Below are 13,576 nucleotides of genomic sequence, written 5' to 3' on the forward strand. Positions count from 1 at the left end.
ATGTCGCATCTAGTAGTGTTCGACCTCGATGGGACACTCACTCGACAGCGGGGTGGGTTCGAGCTGTTGCACACACTCTACGGAACGACACCCGCGGCCGATACACTGATGGAGCGGTTCGAGGCCGGTCAGATTACGTTCGCGGAGTGGTGTCGAGGCGCGGTCGACGTGTGGCGTGCGAACGATATCACCAGAGCAGATATCACCCGTGCGACCCGGGCCGTCAAGCCGAAAGCGGGTGCCGTCGACCTCCTCGACCACCTCCAGCATACGGATATCCGATTCGGCATTCTCAGCGCCGGCGTTGCAAACCTCGCGACGCAGTTCGAGCAGTACGAGCCAGCGTTCGTTCGCGGAAACTGGCTTCGGTTCGAAGATGGCCGGATTTCGGGTATCGATGTCGGTGTCGGGCCCGACCAGAAAGGAGAACTACTGAGAGAGATCCGAATCAAGCAGAACCCTTCGTCAATCACCTATATCGGCGATTCACACACTGATACGGAGGGGTTCGTCAAGGCAGATACCGCGGTGTTGTTCGACCCGGACGAACGCATTCCCGAGACAGCAATCGACGAAGCGGATACAATCGTAGAGAGTGCGGACATACGAGAGGTTCAAAACCTCATCCCGAGAATTTAGCCTCGTAATCTCCAAATGAGGGTGTATATTTCCAAGTGAGTATATTGTCCCAGTATCTTTACAATATATGCTTTCAAAACCATCTTTTCCTCGTTCAGATAGTAGAGAGTATATCCAGACACCCGTCCTCAAAGAGACGTAGCGTTCGGTGTGAGAGTTGGCCCACTGTCGAAGTAACGTACTGACTCCGGCCGGTATTACCCAGCAGATCCGATGTAGCCGTCAGCTCTGCGTCAAGTGTTCGCTGGCGCAGTGGCAACATCTAGCAATTTGCAACGGGCTTCGACGGCCCTTTTACCGTCGGGAGGTGACCGACAACTGAATGAGTCGCTATCGAACGACCGGTTGCTTTCTCCTCCTGGCTGCAATCTGGGGTACTGCCTTCATGGCGACAGACGTCGGCCTCGCCGACCTGCCGCCGGTACCGTTCGCCGCCGCCCGCTTCGACATCGCCTCCGTCCTCCTGTTCGCCGCGTTAGCCGTTACAGGGTCGCTAGAACGACCGCAAACGCGCGATGACTACGTGTACGTCGTCGTCGGCGGTGCGCTTATGATCGGAGTCCACCACGTATTCTTGTTCACCGGGCAGCAGTACGTCACCGGGGCTGTCGCCGCCGTCCTGCTCGGTCTCGTCCCCGTCGTGACGCCCGCGCTGACGAAGCTCGCGTCCAGCGATGACACGTTCACCGCGAATACCGGTGTCGGCGTAGTACTCGGGTTCGTCGGCGTCATCGTCATCGCTGACCCCGACCCGGCGAATCTCCTCAGCAGCACTATCGGGATCGCGCTCGTGTTCGCGTCGGCGCTGGCGTTTGCTATCCCGGCCGTCGTCACGCACGACACCAGTCCGTCGATGTCGTTTCTGGCCACACAGGCGTGGTTGATGGCTATCGGGGCCGTTGTCCTCCATGTCACCGTGCTCGCGCTCCCCGGACAGTCGTTTGCAGACGCATCGTGGACGCTGTCCGCGTTTGCGGCGCTACTGTATTTGGCCGTCGTCGCCGGTATCGGCGGTTTCCTGCTGTACTTCCGGCTACTTGACCAGCTGGGTCCTATCGAGATGAGCTTCATCGAGTACGTGATTCCGCTGTTCGCCGCGCTCGCCGGCTGGCTCGTGCTTGACCAGCAGGTCACACTCGCGACCGTTGGTGGGTTCGCGTGCATCCTCATGGGATTCATCGCAGCGAAGTGGGCGACGTTGCGAGCGGAACTGCGTCGGGTCGTCGAACCGAAAACCAGTCCCCCAGCGGACTGAATAGGATCAGGGGTCGCAGGCAGTCACTGCTTGAAAAGAGTCCGAAGGCAGTCACTGAGTGGGCCACCCTGATGGGTTCGAGAAAATAAACAGCGAAGCTGGAAACGGCAATAATGACCGTCAGGCAGGAGTGACAGCGGCCTCGGGTTTCTGAAAACAAGCGGACTACAGCCGCTATTTTGTTATCTTTTCAGTGGATCGGCGACAGGACTTGTTATGTACCGACAAATCCGTCTGCAAACGGGATCTTGTAAGCGAAGCCCGCATCATAGCCGCGTGCACATACTGGCGGGGCTGACGGGTTTTTATAAGACTACCCGTTGCTGTATACTATGATACAACCCATTCACACGCTATGGAGCCGGTATCGATCTATCCCACTCATCTGGCGTATCTTCGTCGCCTTCATGCTGGGTGCAGGTGCCGGTATCGCGTTCGGGGAGCAGATGGCCGTGGTCAGACCAGTGGGCGACCTCTTCCTTCGGCTGCTCAATATGCTGGTCATCCCGATCATCGTCTTCACACTGCTGACCGGGATTCGACAGCTCTCCCCCGCGAAGCTTGGGAGGATCGGCGGTGCGACAGTCGGGCTCTACGCCCTGACGACGACCCTCGCAGGCATCATTGGCCTTGCGGTTGCGAACGTGCTTCAGCCGGGCCGTGGCCTCGAATTCGGCGGCGGTGAAGCGCAATCGAAAGCACCGCCGTCGTTGCTGGATGTCGTTCTCGGAATCGTGCCGAACAATCCGGTCGCGGCGCTCGCGGAGGGGAATCTGCTGGCGACGGTTTTCTTCGTCATCGTATTCGGAATCGCGCTGACGTACGTCCGCTCCCAGCAAGACGCGCTCGCGGATAGCGTCGATTCGGTGTTCGAAGCGTTTGAGGTTGGTGCTGAAGCGATGTTTGTCATCGTTCGGGGAGTCCTCGAATTCGGTGTGCTCGGCGTGTTCGCGCTGATGGCGTCCGGAATCGGCACTGAAGGGATCGGCCTGTTCTCCTCACTGGGCGAACTCGTGTTGGCAGTCACTATCGCAATCGTCATTCACATCGGCTTCACCTATCTCGTTCTCTTGATGGGCGTGGTTGCCGACGTGTCGCCGATTGCGTTCCTCAGCGGGGCGAAAGACGCGATGGTGACCGCGTTCGCGACTCGGTCCTCGAGCGGAACGCTCCCTGTCACGATGCGCAATGCGGACGAAGACCTGCAGATCGCCGAGCGGGTGTATTCGTTCACCCTCCCAGTCGGTGCGACGGCGAACATGGACGGGGCCGCCATCCGGCAGGCAGTCACCGTGATGTTCGCCGCGAACGTCGTCGGACAGCCACTGGTGCTCACTGAACAGGTCTTCGTCTTGATAGTGGCCGTCCTCATCAGCATCGGAACCGCCGGCGTTCCGGGAGCGGGCATCGTCATGCTCACCGTGATTCTCACACAGGTCGGCCTCCCACTGGAGGTCGTCGGGTTCGTCGCTGGCGTCGACCCGATCCTCGGGCGGATTGCAACGATGAACAACGTCACCGGCGACCTCGCGGTTTCGACCGTCGTCGGGAAGTGGAACGACGGACTCGACCTAAATGAGGGCGTCTGGTCACGAAATCTGAGCGGCGTCGCCGAGTTCGTTCCCGGTGACGACTAGAGGACCACGGCGGTAGAGATTGAAACAGAAACTAATGCTGGTACAGTTGTTATCTTAACCTATAAGAGCCGAAATACTTCTCGCGGCTGAACTGACAACAGCAGTGTGAGCGATTTCCGGGCCGGTGACACCAGTCAGGCCCGTTTGTCCGACGAGTAGTGTAGTTTTGCGGTTTCAGAAACCGTGCGGTACCGTCGCAGTGTTATTTGGTTCGTTTCCGTTCCTGTGTCGGGTGGTCAGTGACGTACACTTTCGTCTCGTCCGGAACGTCGTCGGTGACCCAGGAGTTCGCCCCGATGCTGACGTGGTCGCCGACGGTGATAGCGCCCAGAACTTTCGTGCCCGCGCCGATGACGACGTGGTCGCCGATGTCGGGGTGTCGTTTGTACCCCTTTTTCAGTCTGTGTTCGTCGCTCTCGTCGGCCTCGAAGTGGAGCGCGCCGAGCGTTACGTCCTGATAGAGGCGTACCCACTCGCCGACGGTCGTGGTTTCACCGATGACGACACCGGTTCCATGGTCGATGAAGAAGTAGTCGCCGATTTCAGCGCCGGGGTGGATGTCGATACCGGTCTCAGTCTTGGCGTATTCGGTGAGTTCGCGAGCGTACTCGGAGGCCCCGGCCTCGTAGAGTGTGTGTGCGACCCGCTGTACGAGTATCGCCATGAAGCCCGGATAGGACCGGATTATCTCCATGTACGTCTTCGCCGCCGGATCGCCTTTGAACGCGGCCTCGACGTCTTTTTTGAGTCGCGCGCGAACCGCTGGGAGCTGATCGATGACGGCGTCGACTGTCTCGGCGGGGTCAGATCCGGCGTACGGTCTGATACCGGCAAAGAAGAGGCCACCAAGGGTGTCGAGACGGTCCAGCACGGCGAGTTCGTCCCGGACCAGTTCAGCGGCGTTCCAGCAGGTCGGGAAGAACAGTCGCTTGAGGATGTCGACTTCCGGCCGTCGGTGTTCCCGCCGCGGGAACTCCATCTGCGTCTGGGTCGGGAACGGCTCTTCATCGGCCCGGTACGCCGCGAAGAGTTTCTCGTGTGTGTCGCCCGTGTAACAGTAGTCCATATCGGATGGTTGGGCTGAACCATCTTAGTTTTGAAACAATAGTTGTCTTTTCCGCTATATGTTGTGTTCTCGCTGACGCTGTAGAATTGAAAACGAGCAGCATCCCACACTGAGAGGTAGCTATTTGATACTGGCTTGTCATCGAGTCTGTATGAACGGCGAGTGCTACTTCTGTCACGGCATCGTCTCCCCACCGGAGGAGGGCCACATCTGGCTGCGTGAGCACGACAGCCACGAGGTGTATATGCACGAACAGTGTGCTAGCGGCCACAACGTCATCGAAGAGGGACAGAATCCGGCCGGTGAACTCCTGATTACGTGCCCGGAATGTGGCGAAGTCGAAACCGTGTAGCAATCCACGCAGGTAGCCCGGCGGACTGCCAGCGCGCCCATCCTACGGGAGTGAAATATCGACGCCGGACTGCAGGCTGGCGGCTTTCACGGTGTTGTACATCAGCATCGCGATGGTGAGCGGGCCGACGCCGCCCGGGACCGGCGTGATGGCGTCTGCCTTCGCTTTGGCGCTCTCGAAGTCCACGTCCCCGACGAGTTCGTACCCCTTCTCCGTGTCAGCATCAACCCGGTTGATGCCCACATCAATAACTGTCGTACCCGCCGAGAGCATCGATCCGTCTATCATTTCCGGAACCCCGGCGGCGGCGATCACGATGTCGGCGTTGCGAGTCTTTTCGGCCAGGTCGTCAGTTCGGGAGTGGCACACGGTCGTTGTCGCGTTTCCGCCCGGCCCGTACTGAATGAGCAGGTTCGCCATCGGCTTGCCGACGATGTCCGAGCGACCGACGACAACGGCGTCTTTCCCCTCCGTCTCCACACCAGTTTCGGCCAGTATCTTCTGTATTCCGTGGGGCGTACAGGGCTTGTATCGAGCATTGCCGGCGACGAGCCGGCCGACGTTTTCGGGATGGAACCCGTCGACGTCTTTCATTGGATCGATCCGCTCCAAGACGTCGCGCTTGGGAACGTGGTCGGGGACCGGCATCTGGACGAGGATGCCGTGGACGTCCGGGTCCGCGTTCAGTTCGTCGATGGCCGAAAACAGCGTCTCAGCCGGTTCGTCCGCGCTAATTTCGTAATGGAATCCCTCGATTCCGATCTCCTCACAGGCCTGTTGTTTCATCGAGACGTACGTTTCACTCGCGCCGTCGTCGCTCATCAACACCGTCGCCAGCCCTGGTGTGACACCCTCGCTGACGAGTGTGTCCGTGCACGCCGCGACGCCCGCTGTGATCTGGTCGCCGATTTCGTTGCCGTCGATTATTGTAGTCATTATTGCTGTGTTCGCTATCGGCCCGGGAGTCCCCGGTCAGGCGTCCGGAGTGGGAACCGCTGCTGGACGGTCGGCTGTCGGGGCTGGGCAAGCGTTCGATACTCGTCTCAACCCCCGCCGGAATAGTCGGCGATGGGGAATAATCCAGCCTTTGAAGTGACATCGGCTATTCGTCCAGCGTGCAACCACAAGCGGTCGACAATTCGACAGTATTTCGGGTAAAGGGGCGAGGTACCGAAGGTTTTTGTCCGAACCCGTGGTTGGTCTACACAACCATACCGGGAGGCATCGCCCTCTCATCCGGGAGCAACTGCACTATGACTGAGATTCGGTTCAGCACCGACAGAGAATCGTTCATCGAAACCGCGAGGACGGCAGCGGACGGCGCTCGCGTGCCGGTCGAAGCGTGCGTCACAGTCCCTGACCCGTTCGAGGCGTATCGCCGCGCCCGGGACGGGAACACAGACGGCTTCTACCTCGAGACGACCGGCGGGCAATCCGGCTGGGGGTACTTCGGCGTCGATCCGGTCGAGCAAATCGAAGTCTCTGCGAGCGCGACGCCCGCACAGGACGGCGGGAGTCCGAGTATCGAGACCATCGACGAGCTACTCGACCGCGAACACCTAGAGCGCGGCGACTGTACGGTTCCGTACCCGTGTGGCGCGTTCGGCTGGCTTTCCTACGACGTGGCACGGGAACTGGAAGACATCCCAGAGACTACCGTTTCGGATGGCCTCCCACGGCTTCAGTTTGGCGTGTTCGACTGCATCGCCGCGTGGGAGGAGCCACACGACGGCGACGTCGAGATACATGTAACGGCCTGTCCCACCGTCGACGGGTCGGCTGAATCGGCATTCGAGCGTGGCCGGACGATGGCCCGAGAGCTAGCACAGGACGCCATCCACGGCGAGAAACACGTCCAGTCCCAGCCAACCGCTGCGAGTCAGGCCACGTTCGAGAGCGAGTGCGGCGAAGCAGCTTTCGCCGACCGCGTCCGGCAAATAAAACAGTACGTCAGGGACGGCGACACGTTCCAGACAAACGTCTCACACCGGCTGACCGCCCCGGCGGCCGTCCACCCAGTCGACACCTTCGACGCCGTCCGTCGGGTGAATCCGGCTCCGTACTCAGCCCTGCTTGAGTTCCCCGGCGTCGACCTTGTCAGCGCCAGCCCGGAACTGTTGCTGGACGTCGATGGCGACCAGTTGCTCACGGAGCCGATTGCCGGGACGCGCCCGCGAGGCGCGACGCCGTCCGAAGACGAGGACCTTGAGGCAGACCTCTGTAGCGACGAGAAGGAGCGGGCTGAACACGCCATGCTGGTCGACCTCGAACGCAATGACCTCGGCAAGGTCAGCGAGTATGGGTCCGTCGACGTCGCCGAGTACCGCCGCGTCGACCGGTATTCCGAGGTGATGCACCTCGTGTCTCTCATCGAAGGGGAATTACGCGACGACGTGAGCATTGCCGACGCGGTCGCAGCCGTGTTCCCCGGCGGAACCATCACCGGCGCGCCGAAGCCGCGGACGATGGAGATTATCGACGAGGTGGAGCGGACCCGACGAGGGCCCTACACCGGCAGTATCGGGATGTTTGGTTTCGACGATCGAGCGACGCTGAACATCACGATCAGGACGCTGGTTCACTACGACGGCGAGTACCGCCTCCGCGTCGGGAGCGGCATCGTACACGACTCCGTTCCAGAGGCGGAGTACAGGGAGACACTGGACAAGGCCCGGGCGCTCGTTACTGCCGTCGACGAGGCGCTCGGCGAACAGGGGTCGTTCGCCGTCGAATCCGAGACCGAACCGATGGAGGGGATGCGATGATACTCATTATCGACAACTACGATTCCTTCGCCTACAATCTGGTCCAGTACGTCGGCGAGTTCGACGATGTCACGGTCCGCCGGAACGACGCTATCGATGTTGAGGGCATCCACGAACTCGACCCGGACGGCATCGTCGTCTCGCCGGGGCCCGGGACGCCCGCAGAGGCCGGCGTGTCCATCGACGTGTTCGCCGAGACAGAGTACCCGGCGCTTGGCGTCTGTCTGGGCCACCAGGCGCTCTGTGCGGCCCACGGGACTCCTGTCGGCCACGCGCCGAGCGTGGTCCACGGGAAGCCCTCGGAGGTCCGCCACGATGGAACGAGGCTATACGACGGGATCAACGACCCGTTCGAGGTCGGGCGGTATCACTCGCTGGCCGTTGAGGCGGCAGCGCTCCCGGACGAGCTGGAGGAGACGGCCTACACCAACGACGAGCAGGGCGTCGTGATGGGCGTCCAGCACGCCGAGAAACCACACATCGGCGTCCAGTTCCATCCGGAGAGCATCCTCACTGACGCCGGGAAACAGATCGTCGAGAACTTCTGTACCGGAATCGCCGAGGCCTGAAACCGCAGCGCCCGCGGTTTATTTCTTTTCTGGTGGGTCCACATCGTGATGCGTCTGAATGTCCGGCAGTTTCCTGACCGCACGTCTGACGAGGGATGTGTGGTCCTGTTCGTCCCGATACCATGTCACGGTCAGCCCACCGACCGCCACGAGCGATATCACGGCGAACGGGCCGCCGGTCAGAACGGCCAGCGCCTGTAGCGTCTCAGCGCCCCCGAGAAGCAACACCGAGACGGCGACCGCACCCTGAAAAACGCCCCAGAAGACGATATGCGTCGCCGACGGTGCCATCCCCCGTCGCGTCGCCAGCACTGAAACGACGAGCGTCGAGGTGTCCGCCGATGTGGCCATGAACACGATGATGAGTGCGAGAAACAGGAACATCAGGAGCTGTCCAAGCGGCAACGACGCGAACAGCGGGAACCCGGCAATGGCTTCCGAACCACCGCGTTGTGCGATAGCGGCGAGGATATCGGCCCGACCCGTCTGCTGGATGAACAGCGACGTGCCACCGAGCAGCAGGAACCAGACCATCGTCGCTGTCGAGGTCGCGACGACGCTCGTGAACACGACGGTTCTGACCCGGCGACCGCGGGAGAGTGCGGCGATGAACAGCCCTGCGAAGGGTGCCCACGAAAACCACCACGACCAGTTCCAGACGGTCCACGCCGCGACCCACTGCCCGCCCGTGTGGAGACTCAACGGCACGAACGCCACCACGTAGGTCCCGAGTGCCTGCGTCCCGCGCTGGAGGATGAACGACCGCGGACCGACGGCAACGATGAGGAGCGCGAACAGTCCGAACAGGACGACGTTGAGACCGGCGATGCGACGGATGCCGCGGTGAATCCCGGTCGCGCTGGAGACCACGAATATCAGCGTCAATCCGCCGACGAACAGGACCGGTCCGACTTCACCGGCCGCCACGTCCCACTGGTAATTGATCCCGGCGAGGAACTGCTCGCTCACGAGTGCGACCGAGGTGGCGATGCCCCCGATAGTGGCAAAGACGGCCAGCGTATCGACCAGTGTGGCCCAGGCCGAATTGAGCTCATCGACACCGAGCAAGGGGGCCAGCACTGTCGAGACCCGGAGCGGAGCGCCCCGCGTGAACGCGAAGTACGCTATCGGGACGCCGATGACAGCGTAGGCGCTCCAGGCCGAGACGCCCCAGTGAAAGAGGGTGTACACAAGCGCGCCGTTGACGGCGCCCGGCGACCCGGCTGCTGCCCCGATGTACGGCGGTGGCTGGTCGTAGTGAAACAGGGCCTCAGTGGGGCCCCAGAACACCAGCCCGGCCGCGATGCCGGCGGTGAACACGAGCGTGAAATACGTCGGATAGGTGTAGCTGGGCTCCGTCTCGGGACCGCCGAGTTTGATCTCACCCCAGGGCCCAAGCAACAGAAACAGGCAGTAACAGACCGAGAGGAAGACGGCGGCGAGAAACAGTGGGCCGCCGCCGCGAAGGACTGTGGCAGCAGCGGTGTCGACAGCATCCGTCGTCCGTGTGGGGAATGCGATCTGGAGCCCGAAGAACGCAGCGAACACGAGCACCGGGAACGCGAGGATGGCTGGCTCGTGCTGTGTGAGGAACTCCCGGACCGCCCGCCTGATACTGGTCCGGCGGACACGGAGCAGGACATCGGCCGCGGCCGGCGCGGTGGCGTCTTCGGAGTAGGGAAGGAGCGCTATGTAACAGAGTCCCGAGCTGAAAAACACGAGCGCGATAGTCAGCCACGCCGGGCCGGTCACGGCTTCGCCGACGAGCGTCGGAAAGAAGAACCCCGCGAGCACGAGCGCCCCGGATGCGGCACACAGTGGCACCAGTAGCCGGCCGACGATCTCCGAAATGCCACTGGCGTCCGAGGTGGCCATGCGTCGATATTCAGTATCGAATACATATATTACTATCCCACAGCGCGATGCAAGCCGGTCGACACCGTCGCTGGCGAGCGTCGGGACCGTTACTCTGTGGTGTCTCCGCTCTCCCCGTCATCCGCAACGATTCCGTCCAGTAGTGGTTCGCTCGACTCACGGCCCAGCACCGACTTTCCCAGAAGCCGTCCGCCGATAGAACGGGGGTTGATAACTTCGTCCGCCCCGACCGCGCGGAACTTCTCGACGTGTTTCTCGGCAGTCGCCGCTGCGACTGTGCGGATGTCAGGATTGACGTTCTTCGTCGCGATGACCGCAAGCACGTCGCGGGCATCGTCGTTACTCCCCACCACAACACCGCTTGCGGTCCCGACGCGTGCGTCCCTGAGGACATCCTCATCGGTGGGATCACCGGTGAGCAGATTCACGCCCTCGCCCTGCAGCGACGCGACCGTCTCCTCATCGGGGGTAACAACCACAACCTCCGTCTCGTCTCCCAGTTCCTCAAGCAGCGATGCCGTAACGTCTCCGTACCCAAGAACCACGATGTGGTCCTCGAGAAGTGTGAGTTCTGATGCTGTCATGACTCCGAACGCTGTCGCCATTCTGGATTCGATAGCGGGGCCAATGAGCGCGCCTACGGCGACGGTGAACGCGCCGGTTCCGAACAGGATGATAGAGAGCGAGAACCACCGTGCTTCCGCTGTCACAGGTGTGATATCGCCGTAACCAACCGTCGCGATTGTGACGACGACGTAGTACACGGCGTCGCCCCAACTGTCGAGTTCGAGGAACTGGCCTCGCAGCCCGTAGGCACCCACGGTCCCGTAGAGAACGACGCCAAAAATCGCCGACAGCGATGCGATCTGAATCGGCGAGAGGTCAAGAGACTGGTCGAACCGGTGACGGTTGCGGACCAGCAGCGGGTACGTGACCAGCGTCAGCAACAACAACGGGATATCAGTTGGCTGAAACGTGGTAAGCGGCAGTACTACCAAACCGAGAAGCACGACGGCCGCCACGCGCCACGCGAGTTGTTTGCGCCGCTGGAGCCCGACCGTCACGATGCCGAGGACGAACGCGAACAACACCCCACCGAACCTGACGAACGGTAGCGGAAGGTCGACGACGGCGGTCAGCGGGCCATTAAGTGCAAGCGACGCCTGACTCAGATTCGAAAGGCCGGTCACGAACGCCAGCAGCGCGACCGTCCCGGTCAGGACGACCGTCGGTTTTGCGCCGGATAGCTCGTCCCACTCGACGAACGGGACTCTGTCAGCCGGATAGAACACGTCCTCCAGCGTCCGGTCCGACGAGTCTTCTGGGACGTTAGCCATTAGCATACTTTTGTCGGAGTCAATATAAAAAACACGCGGCGAGCGGGCACCGAACTCAAGTCAGCGGGCCACATACGACCAAATCAATGCGTCGATTGCACGAGCATGGGTGTCGCCGTTCGCCAAGGACGCTTAGAGAGAGTTGGAGCCGACTCATCTGGAGGGCGGACAGATGAACGCCGCCGTCCTGTTCGGACTGGGAACGATGATAGCCTGGGGGTTCTGGATAGCGTTTGGCAACGTCGCGTCAAGTACAATGGACCCGGAGACCGCGGCGTTCGTGTCCTACGCCGCTGCAACGGTCGTCACCGGGATATACGTCGTTGTCTCAGACGCATCGTTCGTCGTCACGAACCGGGGGATGATGTTTGCCGGCGCGGCGGGCGTCGCGGCGGCCGTCGGCGTGGTCTCGACGTTCGTCGGCGTGACTGTGGGGCCCACGTCGATCGTGTCCACCATCGGTGGGATGTACTTCATCACTGCCGCAGTCATCGGCGTTATCGCCTTCGGGGAGTCCATGACGTTGACGAAAGCCGCCGGCATCGGTCTGGCGCTGATAGCGATTGTCGTCATCAATCAGTGACTGGACACAACTGGTTGGCTTTCGAGAACATTGTGTGAGTGTCCCCCGTCACAGCAGGGGTTTATGAGATGGGGGCAGGTACGGCCGGATATGAAGCGCGTAGTCAGTACCGACGAAGCACCGGCCGCGGTCGGCGCGTACAGTCAGGCAACGTCGAACGGCGACCTCCTCATCACCGCCGGACAGCTCCCGCTAACGACAGACGGCGAACTCCTCGACGGCGAGCCAGTCGCCGACCAGACGCGGCAGTGCCTTCACAATGTCGCGGCGATTCTGGAGTCAGAAGACCTCTCGCTGGACGACGTACTCAAGACAACCGTCTATCTCGACGACATCGACGACTTCGACTCGTTCAACGAGGCCTACAGCGAGTTTTTCGAATCGGAGCCACCGGCGCGGAGCGCCGTCGGCGTTGGTGCGGTCCCGAAAGGTGCAGCGGTCGAAATCGAAGCTATCGCGACCACCGAGTAGCGAGCGCGGCCGTTCCGTATCTTATCGCAACTCCATCTGTTCTGCTCGCTCTGCGGCGAGCGTCGTCAGTTCGTCGACGCTACTGTCCGAGCGGTCCGCAAGGACGCGAAGCAACATTCCGACCTGTATGGCCGCTGCCTCGCGGAGTTCGGCCGCCTCCTCGGTGTCGTTACCGAAATAGTACTCGTGGCGGCCGTCCTCGTGGATAATGCCGGTGTACACCGAGCGCAGGTCGGCCTCGGTTATCGCGGCTGACGCCTCCGTCTTGACTTCCTCGAACCGTGGGTTCATGATTTCAATCGGGGGTAACGTCCCGCTGCCTCATTGTTTCAGCGGAACGACTCGGCCAGCGCTGTCCCATTATTGTGTAAGCAAGTGATATGTTGTGTGGGTCGATGACGCCACTGCAACCAGTGGTCCCGGGACCGCTCGGCTGGGGTTTTTAATCGTTCAACACGAGGCACAGAGTATGACACGGGAAACCACGGCCCTCGCTCATTCGACCGCCGTCCGGGTGTCGACGGACGGCCGGTCACAGAACGGGGACCGGGTCCTCGCCGCGGCGCGGACGACGGCGGACTCGACACCGGTCGTCAGGACAGGGCCAACGGGCATCACAGCAGCCACACCGCTAGTGATGGTTACACGTAGCGGACGGACAGCCTTCTACAGCGACCCGTCACCGGCGACCGTCCGTGACCTCATCGACGAACTGGAAGCGGGGACAGTACCGACAGCCGATGCGGACGCTGTCGTCGAGCACGACCCCGAAACGGCGTCGCTCCCCGCCCCGGAGCGTGGCCCGCTCTCAGTCGGCCGCCGCAACGTACTGGGCCCCTGTGGCTGGGTCGCCCCGCTTTCGCCGGCCGACTGGTCGTTCGTCTCACCAACAGGACCGCCGACGTTGCAGCGGGAGCCGGGCTGCTGGGCCGCGGTCGCGGGACGCCGCCGCTGACGAACCGGTCGCCGATACGTGGGAAACAGCCAGCGAAACCGACGGTGACCCAGTGGTCGTCTGTAACGCCAA

The 13,576-nt window shown here is 61.7% G+C and carries 13 protein-coding genes and 1 pseudogene; 9 read left to right on the forward strand and 5 right to left on the reverse strand.

Annotation, left to right across the window (positions count from 1 at the left end; translation table 11 throughout):
* The 3 genes from GJ630_RS00935 (at position 1) to GJ630_RS00945 (ending at position 3,531) form a co-directional block, all read left to right on the forward strand.
* A complete protein-coding gene (locus GJ630_RS00935) occupies positions 1–639 on the forward strand; it encodes an HAD family phosphatase (RefSeq protein WP_191449144.1) in 639 nt (212 codons plus the stop codon).
* A gap of 322 nt (positions 640–961) precedes the next feature.
* The gene (locus GJ630_RS00940; RefSeq protein ID WP_014031209.1) at positions 962–1,894 is read left to right on the forward strand and encodes a DMT family transporter; all 933 of its coding nucleotides are present in this window, start codon (positions 962–964) and stop codon (positions 1,892–1,894) included.
* Positions 1,895–2,226: 332 nt separating this feature from the next.
* Positions 2,227–3,531, forward strand: coding sequence for a dicarboxylate/amino acid:cation symporter (locus GJ630_RS00945; protein WP_191449145.1), 1,305 nt, complete (start codon positions 2,227–2,229; stop codon positions 3,529–3,531).
* 202 nt (positions 3,532–3,733) lie between these two features.
* Here GJ630_RS00945 and epsC read toward each other — a convergent pair whose 3' ends face one another.
* On the reverse strand, positions 3,734–4,597 hold the full coding sequence (gene epsC / locus GJ630_RS00950) for a serine O-acetyltransferase EpsC (protein ID WP_064288994.1): 864 nt from the start codon (positions 4,595–4,597) through the stop codon (positions 3,734–3,736).
* Between the two features lie 151 nt (positions 4,598–4,748).
* On the opposite strand from epsC, the gene GJ630_RS00955 reads away from it, so the two are divergent.
* Complete coding sequence (locus GJ630_RS00955; RefSeq protein ID WP_050006944.1) at positions 4,749–4,949, forward strand: hypothetical protein; 201 nt, start codon at positions 4,749–4,751, stop codon at positions 4,947–4,949.
* A 42-nt stretch (positions 4,950–4,991) separates the two neighbouring features.
* On the opposite strand, the gene GJ630_RS00960 is transcribed toward GJ630_RS00955, so the two are convergent.
* Complete coding sequence (locus GJ630_RS00960; RefSeq protein WP_050038444.1) at positions 4,992–5,885, reverse strand: bifunctional methylenetetrahydrofolate dehydrogenase/methenyltetrahydrofolate cyclohydrolase; 894 nt, start codon at positions 5,883–5,885, stop codon at positions 4,992–4,994.
* Between the two features lie 317 nt (positions 5,886–6,202).
* Here GJ630_RS00960 and pabB point away from each other — a divergent pair, with 317 nt between their 5' ends.
* Complete coding sequence (gene pabB / locus GJ630_RS00965) at positions 6,203–7,714, forward strand: aminodeoxychorismate synthase, component I (RefSeq protein WP_146417894.1); 1,512 nt, start codon at positions 6,203–6,205, stop codon at positions 7,712–7,714.
* Positions 7,711–8,283 (forward strand): aminodeoxychorismate/anthranilate synthase component II, encoded by a 573-nt coding sequence (locus GJ630_RS00970; RefSeq protein WP_014031214.1) that lies wholly within the window; start codon positions 7,711–7,713, stop codon positions 8,281–8,283. The genes pabB and GJ630_RS00970 overlap by 4 nt, the downstream gene beginning before the upstream one ends.
* 18 nt (positions 8,284–8,301) lie before the next feature.
* Here GJ630_RS00970 and GJ630_RS00975 read toward each other — a convergent pair whose 3' ends face one another.
* Positions 8,302–10,158 (reverse strand): BCCT family transporter, encoded by a 1,857-nt coding sequence (locus GJ630_RS00975; protein ID WP_191449245.1) that lies wholly within the window; start codon positions 10,156–10,158, stop codon positions 8,302–8,304.
* 89 nt (positions 10,159–10,247) lie between these two features.
* Entirely contained in the window at positions 10,248–11,495 is a 1,248-nt protein-coding gene (locus tag GJ630_RS00980; protein WP_191449246.1) for an NAD-binding protein, read from the reverse strand.
* A 172-nt stretch (positions 11,496–11,667) separates the two neighbouring features.
* Between GJ630_RS00980 and GJ630_RS00985 the strand changes: the two genes are divergently transcribed.
* Positions 11,668–12,078, forward strand: coding sequence for an EamA family transporter (locus tag GJ630_RS00985; RefSeq protein WP_004966000.1), 411 nt, complete (start codon positions 11,668–11,670; stop codon positions 12,076–12,078).
* A gap of 90 nt (positions 12,079–12,168) precedes the next feature.
* The gene (locus tag GJ630_RS00990) at positions 12,169–12,549 is read left to right on the forward strand and encodes a Rid family detoxifying hydrolase (RefSeq protein WP_127014637.1); all 381 of its coding nucleotides are present in this window, start codon (positions 12,169–12,171) and stop codon (positions 12,547–12,549) included.
* A gap of 21 nt (positions 12,550–12,570) precedes the next feature.
* Here the strand turns inward: GJ630_RS00990 and GJ630_RS00995 are convergent, their stop codons facing one another.
* Positions 12,571–12,840, reverse strand: a complete 270-nt coding sequence (locus GJ630_RS00995) for a hypothetical protein (RefSeq protein WP_191449247.1) — start codon at positions 12,838–12,840, stop codon at positions 12,571–12,573.
* 178 nt (positions 12,841–13,018) lie between these two features.
* Here GJ630_RS00995 and GJ630_RS01000 point away from each other — a divergent pair.
* Positions 13,019–13,576 (forward strand): annotated as a pseudogene (locus GJ630_RS01000) (NADH dehydrogenase FAD-containing subunit); the annotation flags it as partial.

Origin of the sequence: Haloarcula sp. CBA1122, from assembly GCF_009741785.1 — an archaeon.
Lineage (GTDB): Archaea > Halobacteriota > Halobacteria > Halobacteriales > Haloarculaceae > Haloarcula > Haloarcula hispanica.